The sequence below is a fragment of the Blastococcus sp. KM273129 genome (assembly GCF_021698995.1).
Classification (GTDB): domain Bacteria; phylum Actinomycetota; class Actinomycetes; order Mycobacteriales; family Geodermatophilaceae; genus Blastococcus.
Map to the genome: position 1 here is coordinate 35,254 of NZ_SSXB01000019.1, position 19,781 is coordinate 55,034.

Annotated in this window: 16 protein-coding genes and 2 tRNA genes; 8 read left to right on the plus strand and 10 right to left on the minus strand. The window is 72.9% G+C overall.

What is annotated here, in order from left to right:
• Nucleotides 1-141: 141 nt before the first annotated feature.
• From E9565_RS08200 to E9565_RS08220, 5 genes are all read right to left on the minus strand, one after another.
• Nucleotides 142-2,382, minus strand: coding sequence for an MMPL family transporter (locus E9565_RS08200; RefSeq protein ID WP_236834548.1), 2,241 nt, complete (start codon nt 2,380-2,382; stop codon nt 142-144).
• Nucleotides 2,383-2,653: 271 nt separating this feature from the next.
• A complete protein-coding gene (locus E9565_RS22940; protein WP_308196104.1) occupies nt 2,654-4,006 on the minus strand; it encodes a heparin lyase I family protein in 1,353 nt (450 codons plus the stop codon).
• 250 nt (nt 4,007-4,256) lie between these two features.
• Nucleotides 4,257-4,329: transfer RNA gene (locus E9565_RS08210), tRNA-Arg, on the minus strand.
• A gap of 20 nt (nt 4,330-4,349) precedes the next feature.
• A tRNA-Ser gene (locus tag E9565_RS08215) sits at nt 4,350-4,438 on the minus strand.
• 111 nt (nt 4,439-4,549) lie between these two features.
• On the minus strand, nt 4,550-5,749 hold the full coding sequence (locus E9565_RS08220; RefSeq protein WP_236834550.1) for an MFS transporter: 1,200 nt from the start codon (nt 5,747-5,749) through the stop codon (nt 4,550-4,552).
• Nucleotides 5,750-5,853: 104 nt separating this feature from the next.
• Between E9565_RS08220 and E9565_RS08225 the strand changes: the two genes are divergently transcribed.
• From E9565_RS08225 to E9565_RS08255, 7 genes are all read left to right on the plus strand, one after another.
• Nucleotides 5,854-6,384 (plus strand): CGNR zinc finger domain-containing protein, encoded by a 531-nt coding sequence (locus E9565_RS08225; protein ID WP_236828159.1) that lies wholly within the window; start codon nt 5,854-5,856, stop codon nt 6,382-6,384.
• 132 nt (nt 6,385-6,516) lie between these two features.
• On the plus strand, nt 6,517-7,116 hold the full coding sequence (locus tag E9565_RS08230) for a phosphatase PAP2 family protein (RefSeq protein WP_236834552.1): 600 nt from the start codon (nt 6,517-6,519) through the stop codon (nt 7,114-7,116).
• Complete coding sequence (locus E9565_RS08235) at nt 7,113-8,483, plus strand: TrkH family potassium uptake protein (protein ID WP_236828161.1); 1,371 nt, start codon at nt 7,113-7,115, stop codon at nt 8,481-8,483. Before E9565_RS08230 ends, E9565_RS08235 begins: the two co-directional genes overlap by 4 nt.
• Entirely contained in the window at nt 8,476-9,138 is a 663-nt protein-coding gene (locus E9565_RS08240; protein WP_236828162.1) for a TrkA family potassium uptake protein, read from the plus strand. The genes E9565_RS08235 and E9565_RS08240 overlap by 8 nt, the downstream gene beginning before the upstream one ends.
• 101 nt (nt 9,139-9,239) lie before the next feature.
• Nucleotides 9,240-9,812, plus strand: a complete 573-nt coding sequence (locus E9565_RS08245; protein ID WP_236828163.1) for a DoxX family protein — start codon at nt 9,240-9,242, stop codon at nt 9,810-9,812.
• On the plus strand, nt 9,809-10,861 hold the full coding sequence (locus E9565_RS08250; RefSeq protein ID WP_255725848.1) for a PHP domain-containing protein: 1,053 nt from the start codon (nt 9,809-9,811) through the stop codon (nt 10,859-10,861). Before E9565_RS08245 ends, E9565_RS08250 begins: the two co-directional genes overlap by 4 nt.
• A 167-nt stretch (nt 10,862-11,028) precedes the next feature.
• Nucleotides 11,029-11,175 carry a hypothetical protein gene (locus tag E9565_RS08255; protein ID WP_236828164.1) on the plus strand — a complete coding sequence of 49 codons (147 nt, stop codon included), beginning with the start codon at nt 11,029-11,031 and terminating at the stop codon, nt 11,173-11,175.
• A 17-nt stretch (nt 11,176-11,192) separates the two neighbouring features.
• On the opposite strand, the gene E9565_RS08260 is transcribed toward E9565_RS08255, so the two are convergent.
• The 4 genes from E9565_RS08260 to E9565_RS08275 all read right to left on the minus strand — a co-directional run bounded on the left by E9565_RS08260 (nt 11,193) and on the right by E9565_RS08275 (nt 14,916).
• Nucleotides 11,193-12,044, minus strand: a complete 852-nt coding sequence (locus tag E9565_RS08260) for a hypothetical protein (protein WP_236834554.1) — start codon at nt 12,042-12,044, stop codon at nt 11,193-11,195.
• A 75-nt stretch (nt 12,045-12,119) separates the two neighbouring features.
• Nucleotides 12,120-12,965 (minus strand): NAD(P)-dependent oxidoreductase, encoded by an 846-nt coding sequence (locus E9565_RS08265; protein WP_236828166.1) that lies wholly within the window; start codon nt 12,963-12,965, stop codon nt 12,120-12,122.
• A complete protein-coding gene (gene rfbB / locus E9565_RS08270; protein WP_236834556.1) occupies nt 12,962-13,957 on the minus strand; it encodes a dTDP-glucose 4,6-dehydratase in 996 nt (331 codons plus the stop codon). Before rfbB ends, E9565_RS08265 begins: the two co-directional genes overlap by 4 nt.
• A gap of 758 nt (nt 13,958-14,715) precedes the next feature.
• Nucleotides 14,716-14,916: a hypothetical protein gene (locus tag E9565_RS08275; protein ID WP_236834557.1), complete on the minus strand. Its 201-nt coding sequence runs from the start codon at nt 14,914-14,916 to the stop codon at nt 14,716-14,718.
• A gap of 1,148 nt (nt 14,917-16,064) precedes the next feature.
• Here E9565_RS08275 and E9565_RS08280 point away from each other — a divergent pair.
• Nucleotides 16,065-17,573, plus strand: coding sequence for a sugar transferase (locus tag E9565_RS08280; protein WP_236834558.1), 1,509 nt, complete (start codon nt 16,065-16,067; stop codon nt 17,571-17,573).
• Nucleotides 17,574-17,679: 106 nt separating this feature from the next.
• On the opposite strand, the gene E9565_RS08285 is transcribed toward E9565_RS08280, so the two are convergent.
• A complete protein-coding gene (locus E9565_RS08285; RefSeq protein ID WP_236834559.1) occupies nt 17,680-18,438 on the minus strand; it encodes a hypothetical protein in 759 nt (252 codons plus the stop codon).
• Nucleotides 18,439-19,781: the final 1,343 nt, after the last annotated feature.

Below are 19,781 nucleotides of genomic sequence, written 5' to 3' on the forward strand. Positions count from 1 at the left end.
CGGATCGCGCGACGCCATCCGGGGGACCGGTTCGTCACGCGATCGCAAAGTCCCCGGGCGCGGCTCCGGGGGCCGGTCCCGCGGTCCGCCCGGCCCTGGCGGACCGCTCGGACGCGAGCTCGACCCCCGGAGCGGGCGGCCTCAGTCGGCGGAGAGCACCAGGGGCTCGTCCACCACCTCCCGGCGGGGCACCGGGACGGCCGCGGCCGGCGGCACGGGGACCGACTCGTGGCGGACCGACGGCAGCCAGGCCAGCCAGCGCGGGAGGTACCAGTTGCGCTCACCCAGCAGCTGCATCACGGCCGGCAGCAGCAGCGCCCGGACGACGGTGGCGTCCAGCAGCACCGCGACCGCCAGGCCCAGCCCGATCTGCTTCATGCTCGTCATCGACAGCGTCACGAAGGTCAGGAAGACGAAGACCATGATCACCGCGGCGCTGGTGACCACCCCGGCCGAGGAGGTGATGCCCTGCGCGACGGCGTCCCGGGTGGCCAGGCCGCGGTCCCGGGCCTCGCTGATCCGGCTGAGGATGAAGACGTGGTAGTCCATCGACAGGCCGAAGAGGATCACGAACAGGAAGAGCGGGATCCAGTTCACGATCGCGCTGGTGCCGTCCAGGCCGATGAGCCCCGCGCCGACGCCCTCCTCGAAGACCAGCACCATCACGCCGTACGCGGCGGCCACGCTCAGCAGGTTCAGCACGATCGCGGTGACCGCGACGGTGACCGAGCGGAACGAGACCAGCAGCAGCAGGAAGGCGAGCACCAGGACGAAGCCGAACACCCACGGGGTGCGCTCGGCCATCAGCTCGTCGAAGGCCACCGAGTACGCGGTGCCGCCGCTGACGACGGCGGTCACGCCGTCCAGCGCGCCCACCGTCGCGGGCACCAGCTCGTCGGCCAGCGTCGCCAGGGCGTCGCGGGACGCCTGCTCCTCGCCGTCGCCGACCAGCGGCACGCTGACCACCGCGACGGTGCCGGTCGCGCCGGCCTCGACGGCGATCGGCTCGTTCATCTGTCCGCTGGCCAGGGCGCGCTCGCGCAGCTCGGCGATGGCGGCCTGCACCTGCGGGGCGGTGACGTCGGGCGCCTCGATCACCACCTCGGCCGGTGAGGGCCCGCCGGGGAACGCCTCGGTGATCCGGTTGTAGGTCTGGATGACGGCGAGGTCCTGCGGCAGGTCCTGGACGCCCTCGGCGCGCAGGTCCATCGACGCCGCGGGCACGGCGAGCCCGACGAGCACACCGCCGGCGACGACGGCGGCCACCAGCGGCCGGCGCAGCACCGCGCCGAGGACGACGGGCCAGAAGCGGCCCGGCCGGTCGGCGGCGCGGCGGCGCAGGAACGGCAGCCGGCCCTTCTCCACCCGGTCGCCGAGCCAGGCCATCATCGCCGGCAGCACGGTCAGCGAGCCGAGCACCGAGCAGGCGACGACCAGGATGGTGGCCGAGGCGACGCCGGTGAACACCGAGAACCCGGTCAGGAACATGCCGGCCATGGCCACCACGACCGTGATGCCGGAGATGAGCACCGAGTGGCCCGAGGTGGCGGCGGCGACGTCGAGGGCGTCGACCGGACCGGCACCCTTGGCCCGCTCCTCGCGCTCCCGCTTGAGGTAGAAGAGGGAGTAGTCCACGCCGACGGCCAGGCCGATGAGCAGCATCACGATCTGCGCGGTCTGGTCGACGTGCCAGATCTGGCTGGTGAGGCTGAGCAGCCCGAGGGCCCCGACGAACGCCGAGAGCGCGAACACCAGCGGCAGCAGGGCGGCCACCAGCGCCCCGAAGGTCAGCAGCAGCACCGCGAGGATGATCGGGATCGACAGCAGCTCCGCGCGCTGGAAGTCGGCGTCGAGGGTGTCCGACAGCGCGAGGTCGGCGCTGGTGCCGCCGAACTGCTCCACGCGGACGTCGTCGTGCTCGGCGGCCACCGCGGCGACCACCTCCTGCACGGGGGCGATCTGCTCGGCGGCGTCGTCCGGGTCCCCGGCGAGGTCGAAGGTGACCAGCGCCGAGCGGCCGTCGGCGGAGACCAGCGGGGCGCCGTCGAGCGGGCTGACCAGGTTCGCGACCTCCGGGGTCGCGCGCAGCTCGCCGACGAGGTCGGTGAGCGCGGCGGTGGCGGCGGCCTCGGGGACGTCGGCCTCCCGCTGCACCAGGACCATCTCCGAGGCCGGCTCCTCCCAGCCGTTGTCGGCGAGGATCTGCTGCGCCCGGGCCGGCTCGCCGAGGGTCTGCTCGGCGGAGGTCAGCTGGGCCTGCGGCACGAACGCGCCGACGGCGACGGCCGCGAGCACGAAGGCCAGCCAGCCCAGCACCGCCGTCCTCCGGTGCCGTGCGCTCCACCGGCCGACCCGCCCCGCGAGGTTGCGGGATCCATCCATCGTCGTCTCCTGTCCGTGTGCGGGTGTCCGCAGGCCAATGTGCTGGCCGGGCGGGCGTGCGCCCATCCCGCCAGCTGGCCGTTCGGGGGTCGGGCCGGCCCGACCATCGGGCCGCGTCCCGTCGGCCGAGAGACTTCCGGAGGAGGCGTGGCGGAACATCAGGGAAACCCCTGAGCCCGTCCCTGATCTTGATCGGGGGCGCGCGCGGGGGTCCGCTCCGGGGGGGTCGGTCCGGCGGCGCGCGCACCCCGGTGGCGCGACGGAGCAGGGGTCAGCCGGCCGGCCGGTGCAGCCTGTTCAGCGGGGCGACCGACTCCAGCGTGGGGCCGTACCCGATCGGCGCGTGCTGCAGGTAGTGGCTCCGGGCGGTGCCGGCCGCCGAGTAGATCCCCTGCTTGATGTAGACCGACTGGCCGGTGTACAGGGTGGCGGCGTTCTCCGACAGCACCTTCTCCCCCTGGTGCCAGACCTCGACGAGGCCCGTCGCCGGGTCCGGGGACCACACGAAGCGGACGGTGAGGTCGTTCCAGGCACCCTTGTCGATCGGGCCCAGGTCGAAGGTCTCGACGTACTGCGCGTCACCCGCGACCCGCCCACCGGTGCCGCCGCGGACGTCGACCATCAGGTGCTCGCGGACGTCGGACCAGAAGTGGACGTTCGGGTTGCCCGAGTTCACCGTCTGGTGCCACTGGGTGAAGATCAGGAACTGGCCGCGCTCGTCCCAGTCGTGATCGGCCGGGAAGAACGTCGACCAGGCCCAGTACTGCTCGTCGCCCGGCTGGACGTCCCCGGAGTCGGCGATCGAGTCGCGGACCTCCGACCGCAGGGTGCCCGTGGTCCCGTTCCAGCCGGTGTCCCCGGGGTGGACGGTGAAGAAGGCGGTGCGGGAGCTGCCGGGGTACAGATTCTCCGTGGTCACGCCCTGCGCCTCGGGCCGCAGGGAGTGGACCTCGTCCCAGGGGTCGGGGAGCAGGGTGGCGGCGTCCTCGTAGTCCCAGACCCGGGTGGGCACGGGTGCGGGCGCGGCGAGCTCCGGCTCCGCGGGCGGCGGCGTGGCCGGGTCCGTGGGCTCGGTGGTCGGCGTGGTCGGGTCCGTGGGCTCCGTCGTCGGGTCCGTGGGCTCCGTCGTCGGGTCCGTGGGCTCCGTCGTCGGGTCCGTGGGCTCGGTGGTCGGCGTCGCGGGCTCGGACGGCGGCGTCGTCGGCGTCGCGGGTTCCGTCGTCGGCGTGGCCGGCTGCCCGCCCGGGAAGACCTGCACCACCTCGCTGCGTGCGCCCTCCCTCTTCGCGGCGTCTCGGGCGACCACCACGAAGGAGAAGGCCGGCGTCGAGAGCGGCAGGCGCGCCGACGTCCACGTCGTGCGGCTGGTGGAGCCGACCACGCGCCCGGCGTCGCTCCGGGTGACGTCGAGGACGACGTAGTCGCGCGCCCCGGGAACGCCGGACCACCGGAGCACCGCCCGCTGGGCGGCGACCGCGCCGGTGACGTCGGCCGGCGCGGGGAGCACGCCCGCGACCTGGACCTGCGATGCCGCCGGCCGGGGGGCGGCGAGGGCGGAGCCGGCGAGCGGCGTGCCACCGAGCAGGGTCATGGCGGCCAGGGCGGCGAGGTGGCGCTTGTTCACGACGTCGGTCCTCGGATCGGCGGAGCGCGGCTGGCCCGGCATCGGGACGGCGAGGAGGAGCCGCGGCGGTCGCTGACCGAGAGTAGTGGTGCAATCACGTCCTGCGGCCGATCGACGCGCAGGAACCCTGCCGGGCGCGCCGGCGGCGAGGGATGAGCCGGGCCGCGCGACGCCCCGTCGGGCCCTGGGAACGAATCTGCCGCGCCGCCCCCGTCGGGGCTGCGCGGCAGATCGGTGTCTCAACCAGACGTGCACCCGAAGGGATTCGAACCCCTAACCTTCTGATCCGTAGTCAGATGCTCTATCCGTTGAGCTACGGGTGCCTGTGTTCAGTTGTCGTGCGCGGAGGCTCCGGGATTTGAACCCGGGATGGGGGTTAACCCAAACCGCATTAGCAGTGCGGCGCCATAGACCGGACTAGGCGAAGCCTCCCGGGGTTCGAGTCACCTCGGAACCACCGAGGAGAGAGACTACCAGCGCCCCGCGCCCGGCTCCCCCCGGGGGTGGGCCGGCACCCCCCGCCGCCGGACGGCCGCGCCGGGATCAGGCGGCGACCGGCTCCCGGTGGACGGCGGCGACGCGGGGCCCCCGCCCGGGCACGAGGGTGACGACGACGGCGGCCGCCGCTCCCGCGCAGGCCAGCAGCAGCGACCCGGGCACCCCGGCCGGGCTCTCGATCAGCGCGCCACCGAGGGCCGCCCCGATGGCCGAGGCGCCCACGGTGATCGTCGACAGCCAGGTGAACGCCTCGGTGGTGGCGTGCACCGGCGCGAGCGAACCGACCAGCGAGTTCTGCACGGTGAGGGTGGGGGCGATCGCCGTCCCGCCCAGGAAGAGCAGCACGCCCAGCGCCCACGGGCTGGACACCCATGCCAGCGGTGCCAGGCCGATGGTGACGCCGAAGAGCAGCCAGCGGTACTGCCGGGGCAGCGACGCGCTCATCACCCGGGCGCCGAACCACAGGCCGCCGGCCACCGAGCCGAGCGCCCACACGGCGAGCAGCAGGCCGGAGATGCCGGGCCGGCCGGTGGAGTCGGCGAACGCCGGGATGGCCACCTCGAGCGCGCCGAAGCCGAGCATCAGGCCCGCGCCGCTGACCAGGATCCGCGGCATGCCCGGGGAGAGCACGGTGGAGAAGAGGGTCGCCGACGGCGCCACCTGGGGCACCCACGAGCGGGCCGCCCCGGCGACCCCGACCGCCCCGACGACGGCCAGGACGCCGGCCACCCCCACCGCCCAGGCCGGGGAAGCCAGCACCGCGAGCGCGGCGACCAGCGCGGGGCCCACGACGAAGACGAGCTCGGTGGCGGTCGCGTCCAGGGCGTAGGCGGTCGGCCGGCTGCGCGGATCGGTGCGCGACCACAGGGCGCGCACGGTGCCCGAGACCAGCGGCGTCGTCGCCCCTGCCAGCCCCGAGGCGGCGACGACGGCGGCGTCGGGGGCGCCGCCGAGGGTGACGGCGACCAGCAGCCCGAGCAGCAGCGGGTAGAGCGCCGCCTGGGTCAGCAGGATGGGCCGCGGGCCGCGCCGGTCGGCGAGCCGGCCGAGGACCGGCGCCATGATCGCCGAGGCGATGCCGAGCGTGGCCGCCGCCAGGCCGGCGATCGCGTAGGAGCCGGTCTGCTGCTGCACCATGAGCAGCAGTGCCAGCGGCACCATGGCCGAGGGCAGCCGGCCGGCGAAGCCGGAGAGGAGGAGCACCGGGGCGGAGGGGAGCCGCCAGACGGCGAGGTAGGCACGCACGCTTGCACTCGTTTCGCACTGCAGGGGAACGGAACAGTAGGCGGTCAAAGACCGTTGACCGCCTACGCAGACCCGAGACTAGGGATTCGACGGTAGGGAGTCAATTGGACTACGACACCTACGGGTCGACCGCGGTCGAGCTGGCCATCGACCTGGCCAACGCCGACCTGGCGCCCGACGACGGGGTGGCGCGCTTCCTGGCGTCGCACGAGGAGTGGTTCACCACCGGGACGTCGGCGGAACTCACGCCGTCCGACGTCGAGAAGGCCGGCGCCACCGCCCGGCTGGTGCGGGCCGTCGCGCTCGCGGAGTCGCAGGACGACGTCCTCATCCGGCTCAACGAGCTGCTCGCCCTCGCCCGCCCGCGGCCCTACGCCACCGACCACGACGGTGAGCTGCACCTGCACTACGCCCGCCCCGACGCCCCCGTGCTGGAGCAGCTGACGACGACGGTCGCGATGGGGCTCTCCCAGGTGGTGGTGCAGCACGGCTGGCAGCGGCTGGGCGTGTGCTCGGCCGAGGGGTGCGACGACGTCTACGTCGACACCTCCCGCAACGCCAGCCGCCGCTACTGCTCGAACACCTGCGCCAGCCGGTCGACCGTCGCCGCCTACCGCGCCCGCCAGAAGAGCTGACCCCCAGCCCGCTTGATGATCAGGTCACCTGATCACCAAGGGTCCTGGCTCAGCACCGGTCGTGAGCCAGGACCCGCAACGATCAGGTCACCTGATCAACAGGGCCGGCGCCGCGGCGGTTAGCGTCCGCGCGTGCCCCTCCCCCGCGATCTCGACGCGCGGCTGCACGCCTGGATCGGCGGTCTCCCCACCACCCCGGCCGACCGCTGGCTGCGCCGGCTCTCCACCGCGGCCGACCACGGCAAGCTCTGGCTGCTCGTCGCGCTCGCCCTGGGCACCCGCGGCGGCCGGCTGCGGCGCGGCGCCCTGCGGGGAACCGCCGCGATGGGGCTGACGAGCGCGCTGGTCAACGCCGTCCTCAAGCCGCTGTTCGGCCGGGTGCGTCCCGACCTCGCGAACCTGCGCATCGAGCGCCGGCTGCGCCGCGAGCCCGGCAGCCTGTCCTTCCCCAGCGGCCACTCGGGCTCGGCCGCGGCGTTCGTGACCGGGCTGGCGCTGGAGGCACCCGGGGCCGGTGCCGCGCTCGCCCCGCTGGCCCTGGGCATCGGCTACTCGCGGGTGCACGTCGGCGTGCACTATCCCGGCGACGTGCTGGCCGGTCTCGCGGTGGGTGGCGCGGTGGCCGCCTCGGCCCGGCGCGGGTGGGAGCTGCGCGGCTCGCGGCCCGAGGTGTGCCAGGGTGTCCCGCGCGCGGTCGGCCGACGACGGCGGCAGCAGGAGGAGCCGGGGTGACGCAGGGGTACGTCCGGCCCGCCCCCGGATCGGCGGTGGCGCGGGGCTTCGGGCACCCGGGCCGGGTGATCGCCGGGGCGTTCCTGCTGGCGATCGCGGTGGGCACCGCGCTGCTCTCGCTGCCGCTGGCGACGCCCGGGCCCGAGCGGGCACCGTTCCTCACCGCGCTGTTCCACGCCACCTCCGCCGTCTGCGTCACCGGCCTGGTCACCGTGGACACCGGCACCTACTGGTCGGGCTTCGGGCAGGGCGTCATCCTCGCGCTCATCCAGGCCGGCGGGCTGGGGATCATGACCCTCGCCACCCTCGTGGCGCTGCTGCTGTCCCGCCGGCTGGGCCTGCGGGCGCGGCTCATCGCCCAGGCCGAGACCAAGTCGCTGTCGGCCTCGGACGTGCGCCGCGTGGTCGGCCGGGTCGTGCTCTTCAGCCTCGCCTGCGAGACGGTCGCGGCGGCCGTGCTGACCACCCGCTTCGCCCTCGGCTACGACGAGCCCCTGCCCGACGCGCTCTACAGCGGGGTCTTCCACGCCGTCTCGGCGTTCAACAACGCCGGCTTCGGCCTCCGCCCGGACAACCTGATGGGCTGGGTCGGCGACCCGTGGGTGAGCCTGACCATCGCCGCGGCGGTGATCATCGGCGGGCTGGGCTTCCCGGTCGTCTTCGAGCTCCTCCGGTCGTGGCGCCGCCCCCGGACGTGGACGGTGCTGACCCGGATCACCGTCGTCGTCACCGCGGTGCTGCTGGTCGTGGGCACGGCCGGCTACCTGCTCGCCGAGTGGCGCAACCCGCGGACGCTCGGCCCGCTGAGCGCCGTCGACAGCGTCATGGCCGCGTTCGTGGCGGGGACCATGCCGCGCACCGCCGGGTTCAACAACCTCGACATCTCCGCCCTGCAGCCCGAGACCCTGTTCCTCACCGACGCGCTGATGTTCATCGGCGGCGGCAGCGCCGGCACCGCCGGCGGCATCAAGGTGACGACGTTCGGGCTGCTGGCCTACGTGCTGTGGGCCGAGCTCCGGGGCGACGTCGACGTCGAGGTGGGCCGCCGCCGCGTACCGCCGACCAACCAGCGGCAGGCGCTCGCCGTCGCGCTGCTGAGCATCGGCGTCGTCGCCGTCGCCACCTTCGCCATGGAGGCGATGACCGACTTCTCCTTCGAGCAGGTGCTGTTCGAGACGATCTCGGCGTTCTCCACCGTCGGGCTCTCCACCGGCATCACCCCCGCGCTGCCCCCGGGCGCGCAGCTGCTCGTCGTCCTGCTGATGTTCGTCGGCCGGATCGGCCCGCTCACGCTCGCCTCCGGCCTGGCCCTGCGGGACCGCGCCCGGCGCTACCAGCTCCCCGAGGAGAGGACCATCGTTGGCTAGTTACAGGGACCCGGTCGCGGTCATCGGGCTCGGCCGGTTCGGCACCTCGCTGGCCACCGAGCTCGCCGACGGCGGCACCGAGGTGCTGGCGGTCGACCACCGCCCGGAGATCGTCCAGCGGCTCTCCGGCCAGCTCGGCCAGGTGGTCGTGGCCGACGGCACCGACCTGGACGCGCTGCGGGAGCTCGGCATCGGCGACTTCCGCCGCGTCGTCGTCGCCATCGGCACCGACCTGGAGGCCAGCATCCTGACGACGTCGCTGCTGGTGGAGCTCGAGGTGCCCGACATCTGGGCCAAGGCGCTGAGCAGCCAGCACGGCAAGATCCTCCAGCGCATCGGCGCCCACCACGTGGTGTTCCCCGAGCACGAGATGGGCGAGCGCGTCGCCCACCTGGTGTCGGGCCGGCTGCTGGACTGGGTGGAGCTCGACCCGCAGTGGGTGTTCGCCAAGACCAAGCCGCCGCGGGAGATCGTCGGGCGCCCGCTCGGGGAGACCGGCCTGCGCAAGCGGCACCGCGTCACCGTCGTCTCCGTGAAGCCCGAGGGCGGCGAGGCCTACACGCACGCCGCCGTCGACACGGTGCTCACCTACGGGTCGACGATCGTCATCGCCGGGCACCCCCGCGACGTGGAACGCTTCGTCGACCAGCAGTGAGCCCGAGGGGAGGCGTGATCGCGGCCGGGTGATTGCCGGGTGGATCTTCGGGGCAGTGCACCGAGCGACTGCCCCCGGCCCTCCGAGGAAAGAGGTTCCCCATGCTGGTTCGCCGGATCGCCCGGCCCCTGCTCGCCGCACCCTTCATCTACGGAGGGATCAGCACCCTGCGCAAGCCGCAGGACCGCGTGGCCGGGGCGCGCCCCGTGGTCGAGAAGATCGCCGAGACCGCCGACAAGCAGCTCCCGGTGGAGCTGCCCCGCGACGTCGAGCAGTGGGTGAAGGCCGACGCGGTGATCAAGGTCGCCGCCGGCTCGCTCTTCGCGCTGAACAAGTTCCCGCGGCTCACCGCCATCGTGCTCTCGGCATCGATCGTGCCCACCACGCTGGCCGGGCACCGCTTCTGGGAGCACGACGACCCGACCGAGCAGTTCGGGCAGATCTCCAACTTCGTGAAGAACACCGGCCTGTTCGGCGGGCTGCTGCTGGCCGCCGTCGACACCGAGGGCAAGCCGTCGGTCGGGTACCGCACGCGCCGCGCCGCCAAGCGGGCCGCCGACGCCACGGAGAAGAACTACGAGAAGGCCACGAAGCGCGCGATGAAGGCGCAGAAGAAGGCCACCCGCAAGGCGGGCAAGAAGTCCGGCAAGGGAGCCCTGAAGGTGTTCAGCTGAGCACCCCGCTCCCGCCCGCGGCCGCGCTCCGGAGGATCGCCTTCCTCCTGGAGCGCGCCCGCGAGGCCACCTACCGGGTGAGCGCCTACCGCACCGCCGCGGCGGTCGTCGACGGCCTGGAGGACGCCGAGCTGGACCGCCGCATCCGCACCGGCACGCTGAAGGACCTCAAGGGCATCGGCCCGAAGACGGCGACGGCGATCGCCCAGGCCCACCGCGGCGAGGTGCCCCAGTACCTGGCCGAGCTCGAGGAGACCTACGCCGGCGAGCTCCCGGCCGCCGAGGAGGTCGCCGCGTTCCGCGCCGCGCTGCGCGGCGACCTGCACGCGCACTCCGACTGGTCCGACGGCGGCAGCCCGATCCGCGAGATGGCCGAGGCCGCCATGGCGCTGGGCCACGAGTACCTGGCGCTGACCGACCACTCCCCGCGGCTCACCGTCGCCAACGGCCTGAGCCCCGAGCGCCTCGAGCAGCAGCTCGACGTCGTCGCCGCGCTGAACGAGGAGCTGCACCCGTTCCGGATCCTCACCGGCATCGAGTGCGACATCAACGCCGACGGCTCCCTGGACCAGACCGACGAGCTGCTGGGCCGCCTCGACGTCGTCGTCGCCAGCGTGCACTCCGACCTGCGGGCCCCCGAGGCGCAGATGACCGAGCGGATGCTCACCGCCGTCGCCAACCCGCACACCGACGTCCTGGGCCACTGCACCGGCCGGCTGGTGATCGGCCGCCGGCAGCGCGACGGCACGCAGAAGCCGCGGCCGGAGAGCCGGTTCGACGCCGAGGCGGTGTTCTCCGCGTGCGTCGAGTTCGGCACCGCGGTGGAGATCAACTCCCGCCCCGAGCGGCTGGACCCGCCGCGGCGGCTGCTCACCCTGGCGGTGGAGCTCGGCTGCGAGTTCGCCGTCGACACCGACGCCCACGCACCCGGTCAGCTGGACTGGCAGTCCAACGGCTGCGAGCGCGCCGTGGAGTGCGGCGTCCCCGTCGAGCGCGTCGTCAACACGCGCACGGCCGACGACCTGCTCGCCTGGACCACCGGCCAGTAGCTCGACCGACGGTTCCCGCGTGATCACAGCGGGTAGTGGAGCTCCCGTTCGCGGGCACGGTCGCGCAGCGTTCACCCCACCGACGCCCGCGCGCCCGGTATCCCGGGTACACCGTTGCACGGACGAGCCGCCCCGACGGCGGGCGGCGGACCGGAGGGAGGGGTGAGGTGACCCGTTCCGCAGCTGCCCGCGGTGCCTCGGCGTCGCGGCGCGCCACCCTGCACGTGCACTGGTTCCGCTGGCGCGGCGAGGACCCGTTCGCCGGGTCGTCCCTGTACGCCTGCCGGTGCGGGCAGGTCCGCCCCGGCATCTGAGCCCTGCGCGGGCCGGCTCAGCGGGTGGCGGGCCGCTCCACCGGCTGCGCCAGCTCGAGGGAGTGCGCGTCGTCGGTGCGGCGCAGCGCCCAGTCGGCCGGGAGCACCAGCCGCGGCGCGACACCGATCAGGACGGCGACCAGGAAGGCGACGCCGGCCAGCGCCTCGCCGGACTCCTCCAGGAACGTGGCGGTGACCAGCAGCGAGCCGGGCGCCAGCGCGGAGAGCGCCGAGAGGCCGACGGAGGCGACGCCGTAGCCGGCGAGGCTGCCCAGCACCCGGCGCCGGTCACGGCGCTCGGTGCGGCTGAGGAAGAACAGCGCCCCGACGACGGCGATCGCGGCGACCGCGCTGACGGCGAGGGCGGCGGACCGGCCGACGGCGGCGTACAGGGCCGCCATCGCGTCGGCGTGCACCGTGCCGCCGGCCTTGACCGAGGCGATGCCGGCGGCGACCACCCCGACGGCCAGCCACCAGGTGCGACGGCCGGGGTTGCGGGCGGCACCGGCGACGGCGGCGACCGCGGCGACGGCGAAGAGCCCGGCCACGAACAGGCGGGGCAGCGAGAAGGGGGCGTCCATCGAGAGCAGCTGCGCGGCCGGACCGGACGCCCCGTTCAGGCGCAGCACGAAGCCGGTGGCCATGAGCAGCACGGCGGCGGCGGCCAGCCCGATCCCGACGGGGGGCAGCGGGACGGCGCGGCGGCGGGTGCGCACGGCGCGGACCGGCTGCGCAGCCGGGACCCGGTCGGCCCAGGACGGCGCGGAGAGCTCGTCCGCCCGGCGGATCACCTTTCCGAGCAGGACACCCAGGACCGCGGCGACCGCCGTCCAGACGACGAGTCCACCGACGATCCAGGCCCACCACACGCGGTGATCATCGGCAGGGCCGCGGCGGAACTTGACCCCCGCGCCGCTCGTGGCGTGACCGGCGGGGCGGCCGGGTCAGCTGAGACCGGCGAGGTGCTGGGCCAGCCCGTCGCGCCAGCGCTCCGGCCGGAAGCCGGTGGACCGGATCCTGGTCAGGTCGAGGACGGAGTTCAGCGGCCGCGGCGCGACACCGGTACGGCCGGCGAAGTACTCGGCGGTGCTCACCCGCACGACGTCGTCGGCCGAGCGGCCGCGGGCGGTGAAGACCAGCGCGGCGACGTCGGCCCACGACGCCGGCTCGCCGTCGCCGGTGAGGTTGTAGGTGCCGTAGGGCGCGCCGCTGACGACCAGGTGGCGGATGCCGGCGGCCAGGTCGCGGGCGCTGGTCGGCCGGCCGATCTGGTCGTCGACCACCGAGGGCGAGACGCCGCGGTCGGCCAGGGCGGCCATGGTGCGCACGAAGTTGCCGCCCTCCCCCACCACCCAGGTGGTGCGCACCAGCCAGTGGCGCTCGACGGCGGTGGCGCGGGCGTCGCCGTCGGCCTTGCTGCGGCCGTAGACGCTCAGCGGCGCGGGCGGGAGGTCCTCGGGGATCGGGCCGGGGTGGGTGCCGTCGAAGACGTACTCGCTGGAGAGGTGCACCAGCGCGGCCCCGGCCCGGTCGGCGGCGCGGGCGAGGTGGGCGACGGCGTCGACGTTGGCCGCCCGCACCGCCGCCAGGTTCGCCGGGTCCTCGGCCGCGTCGACCGCGGTCCACGCGGCGGCGTTCAGGACGACGTCGACGCCGGTCCAGTCGACGGCCGCCACCGCGGCGGCGTCGGTGACGTCGAGGGCGGCCCGGTCCAGGGCGACCGCGCCGGGGAACTCGCGCCGCAGCGCCCGGCCGAGCTGACCGCCCGCGCCGACGATGACGGCGTTCACTGCCCCTGGGCCGCGTACGCCGCCTCGACGCCGTCCTTGAGCGGGCGCCACCAGGCCTCGTGCGCGCGGTACCAGTCGATGGTCGCCGCGAGGCCGTCGCGGAACTCGGTGTAGCGCGGCGTCCAGCCCAGCTCGGTGCGCAGCTTGGTGGCGTCGATGGCGTAGCGCAGGTCGTGGCCGGCGCGGTCGGCCACGGAGTCGAAGGCGTCGGCCGGCTGCCCGGTCAGCTCCAGGACCAGCCGCAGCACCTCGAGGTTGCTCTTCTCGCCGTCGGCGCCGATCAGGTAGGTCTCGCCGGAGCGGCCCCGGTCGAGGATCGCGTGGACCGCGGAGTTGTGGTCGTCGACGTGGATCCAGTCGCGCACGTTCTCCCCGGCGCCGTAGAGCTTGGGCCGCAGTCCGCACAGCACGTTGGTGACCTGCCGCGGGATGAACTTCTCCACGTGCTGGTAGGGCCCGTAGTTGTTGGAGCAGTTGGAGATGGTCGCGTGGATGCCGAACGAGCGCACCCACGCCCGCACCAGCAGGTCCGAGCCCGCCTTCGTCGAGGAGTACGGGCTGGAGGGGTTGTACGGCGTCTCGGGGGTGAACTTCGCCGGGTCGTCGAGCTCCAGGTCGCCGTAGACCTCGTCGGTGGAGATGTGGTGGTAGCGGGCACCGTGCCGGCGCACCGCCTCGAGCAGGGTGAACGTGCCGACGACGTTGGTCTGCAGGAACGGCGCCGGGTCGCGCAGCGAGTTGTCGTTGTGGCTCTCGGCGGCGAAGTGGACGACGACGTCGCTGCGGCCCACCAGCCGGTCGACGACGTCGGGGTCGGCCACCGAGCCGTGCACGAACGCGATGTCGTCACGGACCGGGTCCAGCGACGCCGGGTTGCCCGCGTAGGTCAGCGCGTCGAGCACGGTGACCTCGTACTCGGGGTGCTCGCGCAGCGTCTGGTGCACGAAGTTGGCGCCGATGAAGCCCGCGCCCCCGGTGACGAGCATGCGCATCGCCTGCTGAACCTCCTGAGTCGGTCGTTCGCAGCGAAGGAGGCCGTCGGCAGGGACGCCCCGGCGGCAGAGGATCACGGTAGCGGTCACGGCAGTCGACGCCCGCGGCCCCCCGATCAGCCCCGATGTCGACTGCCGTCCACACCAGACCCACGAGAGTGCGCCAGGGCCACTCCCAGTATTCAGGAGCTCACTCAGTTGGGCCCTTTTCCGTGCCCACGCCAATCTCCACTGCTCCGACAACTACCGGCCCAGTCAGTACGTGAAAAGGGTGGGCCGAACACCGCCGGACGTCAGTCACGCTCCCACTGCCCAGGTGTACTGGCCACGGACGTCGGTGACGGCGGGCGGCGTGGGTTGGTCCCCAGCTGGCGCACCACGTCGTGAGCAATTGGGCCAGGTCGCCGAGGAGGGCGCGAGGCGTGGACCGTTGGCTTCGTCTCGAGGACGAGTGGGAGGACGACCAACCGGCGTGGATCCCCGCCTGCTCTTCCAGCCGCTCTCCCGAGCGCCCGGAACACCGGCTCGGCTACACCAGAATTGATGTTTGCGTAGAGCGATGATCACGCGCAGTCACAGCAAGCCGGAAATGCCACAGCCGCCGTTTGCTGCGTGTGATTTCAGGTTGACCCATCTGTGTGCGCCGCGCCATGGTGGGACGACGCTCACGGCAGTAGCCGGGCCGGCAAGGGTGCCGCTGCATGACGACGAGGAGTGATGGTGGCGACGCGCGAGCCCGCATGGATCATCGAGAGCTATCAGCTCTCGATGATCGCGCACAGGGCCGCGGCGCACGCCGGACGTCCCTGGACGCGCCGGCTCGCGATCACCCTGTGGCTGTTCGGAGCAGTATGGCTCCTGTCCACGATCGCCGCCGGTGCCGCCGCCGCCGAGGCCACGGCGAGCCCGAGCGAAGGCACCGCCTCGAGCACGACCGGTAGCGGCACCCCCTCGTCCACCGACCCGGTGGACGAGGGGGAGGCACCTTCCGGGACCTCACCGGAGCCTGCAGAGGCGCCGCCCACCGGCGAGGCGCCGGATGCAGCGACGCCATCGAACGAACCGCCGCCTCCACCGGAAGCGGCCACGCCGTCCGGCCACCCAGCCGACGACTCCGTCACTCCCCCGGTTCCGACCACGTCCCCCGCGCCCGCTGCTGACCCACCCAGCGATCCGCCGCAGCCGGTCGCGACGGAGAACCCTGTCGGGACCGATGACCAGGGCTTCGGTGAGCCAGCGCCCCCCGGACCGGCAACGCCCACCGACCCAGCAACGCCCACCGACCCAGCAACGCCCACCGACCCAGCAACGCCCACCGACCCAGCAACGCCCACCGACGCGGCAGGCTCCCCGGCACCGGGGGTTCCCCCGGCGGAGGACCCGGCGCCAGCGCCCCCTGCTGCGGAGGCCCCTGCCCGCGACGACGACGAGGCGCACCTCCCGGAGGCCCAGGAAGTGCCGGTCAGTCCCGTCACGGAGGCGCGGCCGGTCACCGGCGGGCGCGACGTGGGCAGGGCCGTCCTCGACGACTGCGCTGGCGACTGCGCCGTCGTGGCGTCACCTCAGAGTGCGCCCTCGGTGAGCTCGGTGTGCGTCGTCACCCCCTCGCTCCTCCCGCCGGCGGAGGTAGCCGTCCCCTCGGTGCCAGACGAAGCCGCGTCACAGTCCGCAACCGAGGGCACCGGTCCCCACGCCCCCGCATCCGGCCAGCAAGCCACCCCGTCAAGGTCCGACGAGGGCTCGCAGACGACCGCGGGGGCACTCGAGCCGCCGACCACCTTCGGGAGCTGCAGCACAGATCTGTCCGGCGTGGCCCACGTGTCGGCCGCCACGGTTCTCGGGGTCATCGCGCCCGCGGTAGCGCTCCCCCTTCCCGCCTCGTCCGGCGCGAGCCACGCGGACGACGACGTGCCCAATCACGGACCGGCCGACGACCCGGGCAGCCGACCGACCTGAGTCTGGTACCGAGCCACGCGCTCGGGCTTCCCTGGATCGCCACGCCCGCCTCTGAGGCTCCGACGGCAAGAGCCGATGCGTATCGCCGGCTCCACAGCGCACCTCCCGACAACGTGCCCATCGTGCGGCACGCAGGCAAGGACCTGTACTGATGAGAAATAGTCAGCACTTCGAACCCGATCTCGCGATCGACCTGAGCAGTCTCCACGACGAGACACCGCCCGCCGCAAGCCATCTTCACGCGGTCGCCGGCAGCGCCGGCGCACAGCCGTGGCAGGTCCGCTACGTCCGCCGAATCATGGTCTCCGATGCCGCGTGCGCCGTCGTCGCCGCAGCAGCGTGCTACCTGGTGCGATTCGGGCAGCCCACCGATGTCGCAGCCGCTTCTCTGTGGCTGGCCGTGCTCCTGCCCGCGGTCTGGATCTTCTCCATGTCGGTCGCGCGCACCTACGAACCGCGCTTCTTGTGGACCGGAACTCAGGAGTTCCAGCGCATCTTCCTCGCCGCCGCGATACTCCTGGCCACCGTCGGGACGGTGTCGTGGGCGATGCAGTTGGAACTGGCCCGCGGTTTCGTCATCCTCGCACTCCCGCTGGTGGCTCTGGCGACCCTGGTGCAGCGGTACGCCTGGCGGCGATCGCTGCGGCGCCGATGGCATCGCGGGGAACACATCCAGCGGACCCTGCTGGTCGGCCACTTCAGCGGGGTAGAGGCGCTGCACGAGCAGATCCAGCGCCAGCCCCCTCACGGGCACCACGTGCTGGGTTGCTGCCTGCCGTCACGGGGGCAGGCTTCGCACCGCGGCATCGACCTGCCGGTGCTCGGCCAGCTCGAGGGGGTGGTCGGCGTCGTCCGTCGCTACGACGTGGACACGGTGATCGTCGTGCCGTCCCCGGAACTGGAGGGAGCCGCCCTCCGCCGCCTGGCCTGGGACCTGGAGAAGACCCCCGCCGAGCTGCTCCTCGCGCCGGCCATCACGGAGATCGTGGGCTCCCGCGTCGGTATCCGCCCTCTGTTCGGCCTGCCGCTCATGCACGTCGACCGGCCCGAGCTGACCGGCGTCCGGCGCCTCACCAAGGACCTCTTCGACCGAACCGCTGCGCTGGGCCTGCTGGTACTCATCGCCCCCGTCCTCCTGGGCATCACCGTCGCCTTGAAGGTGTCCAGCCCAGGGCCGGTGCTCTTCCGGCAGGAACGCGTCGGTCGACACGGCGCCATGTTCTCGATGCTGAAGTTCCGCACCATGGTCGTGGGAGCCGATCGCATGGTGGAGGTGCTCAGCGACGAGCACGATGGCAACGGGGTGCTGTTCAAGAAGCGTGACGATCCACGGGTGACGCGCATCGGCGCGGTGCTCCGGCGCTACTCGCTCGATGAACTGCCCCAGCTGATCAACGTGTTGCGTGGGGAGATGTCTCTCGTCGGGCCCCGCCCGCCGCTCCGCTCGGAGGTGGACAGGTACGGCTTCGACATGCACCGCCGTTTTCTCGTGAAGCCGGGGCTGACCGGTCTCTGGCAGGTCAGCGGTCGCTCGAACCTGTCGTGGAACGACTCGGTGCGGGCTGATCTGCTCTACGTCGAGAACTGGTCGCTGAAGTTCGATCTCGTCATCCTGTGGCGGACCTTCCAGGCGGTCCGCCGGGGGGAGGGCGCCTACTGACCACCCCTGGGGGCGGGACCGCCCCGGTACTACGACGCTCCTGCGATGCCCGCCCGTCCACCGCGAGGGGTACTAGGAGCTGTCGCAGTACCGGGGCGCCGCCGGATCAGCGGTATCCGGGGGAGACGTAGGCCGGGCCGACCGCCCCCACGGGTACGAAGTCGCCGGCAGCTGGCGCGCCCTCCCGTACCCCGCCGGTGACGGAGGGGTGCTGGGGCCAGGTCACCGTGCCCGACTTGAAGACTCCGGGGCACTCCTTGTGCGTCGCCGAGGGCCAGACGCTCTGCGTGAAGGGACGGCCCGGGCGCGGCTTCACGTAGACGCCGTCGAGGGTGAGCGGGTACTTGTCCTCGCAGTCCATCCAGATGTAGTAGCCGCCGCCGTCCGTCCCGCCGACGTCCGTGCCGGCGATGTTCGTGTTGCGGATGGTGCCCCGCCCGATTGCGCCGCGGGTCTCGAAGATGTGCAGTCCCTGGTAGTTCGTGGACCCCGTGAGCCGGTCGATCCGGAACTCACGCACGCCACCCCAGGGCTGGAAGACATCGGCGTGGTTGCCACCCTGACCGCCGCGCAGACCGTCTATACGCACGTTCTGGATCTGGACGACTGCCTCGGGAGCGCTCACCGCGATGCCGTCGGACTGCGATCCCGCGACGTCACCCCGGATGTGAACGCCCTCGATGTGCACCGTCCCGGTGCAGTCCTTGACGTAGATGGCCCGCTGGTCGGCGCCGCCGGCCTTCGCCGAAGGGAGAACCGTGATGGAGCCGCCGATCAGCACGGCGTTGCGGCAGTTGGTGATGCTCACCGGGCCGACGGAGTGGTTGGGCAGCTCGATCGCGACATCCCCACCCTTGGCGTTCACGACAGTCAACGAGTCGGTCGCGCTGACCGCTCGCACGGGGAAGTTGGCCCAACCAGACGGCGGTGCCCAGCTCAGCGAGCTCCCCGAGGTCACCTGCACACCCGGATCGGCGGGGGCAGGCGGGATCCTGGTCACCGACGTTTCGTCAGTCGTCTGAGTCGAACCGGTTCCGAGCGAGTGAGGTGCGTCCGCATCGGCGGTGGCGGCCGTGCCCGGGGTGCCGAGCTCCGTTCCGTAGTCTTCCGGGAAGTGTTCCGGGGCGTCCGTAGCCGTGGGGGCCGGGCTCGCGCTCGGGCTCGGGGTGGGAACGGGCGCAGCCGTCTGCCGGGGAACCACCCAGGGGGTCCTGTCAGCGCGATCGCTGGACACTGCACGTCCTGCATGCAGCTCGCGCCAAGCCCGGAATTTGGCGATCCAGTTTCGCTTCTCCTCGGAGGAAGTGGCGGCCGACTGGGACCAGAAGCTCGACAGACCGGCGGGAGCCAGATTCGGTTGCGCCATTGAAGTGAGGACGCCTGCCACGAGGAGCAGCGCCGCGAAAGCGCTGACGGTGCGGGGAAGGAAGGTGCGTCGCTTGCGCTGGACCCGAGAGCCCTTCACAGGACGAGAGCGATGTGAAGCCACGCACGGAACGTAGCATCACGTTTACGTAACGCCACCCCTTATGGACAACATTACATAGGGTGAGCATCAGTGATTCGTCATGTCTCGATGCGGAGAGGGACTGGTCTCACCGCGTCTCCGCAGGTCACTGCCGAGGTGTCGCCTCCATGCGGCGAGACGATGGCGCACGCACGCCCTTCTCGGAGCCTGTGACGGATGAGGTTCGTGAGAACGACGATGGTGCGCGGATGCATGCACGTCGGAGCTGATCCCGGATACGGACTTCGCCGCAGCCCTGGCGACGATTGCGGCCTGCCGCGCGCGAGAGGCCGGCCGAGGCTGCACTGCCGCCGCGGGAGCGTGAGCGGCCGCGCGGCCGCACCGGAAGTCGGCCCGGCCGGATGATCCAGGATCCAAGGGACCACAGGGCCGTCCTCCACGGACGACCAGAGCCTCATCCACCGACTGCGACAGGACTCGGCGCCTCGCAGCGTCGGATGATGAAGGACGCGGGGCCCATCACCGACGCAGCTCTGGTACGACAGCAATGGCGAACGTGACCGTGGTTCGGGCGAAGGGCACCGATCAAGCCCTCTGCGGTCTCCTCACCGCACCGCTATCGCAGACGTGCTCCGGAAACGGCGCGGCGACGCCGTCGTGCCTCCTGGCACAACGGCGTCGCCGGGCTCTCGATCAGACCGCTGACGGGCTGCTCAGGCCGGCCGCAGGGCCCGCATCCA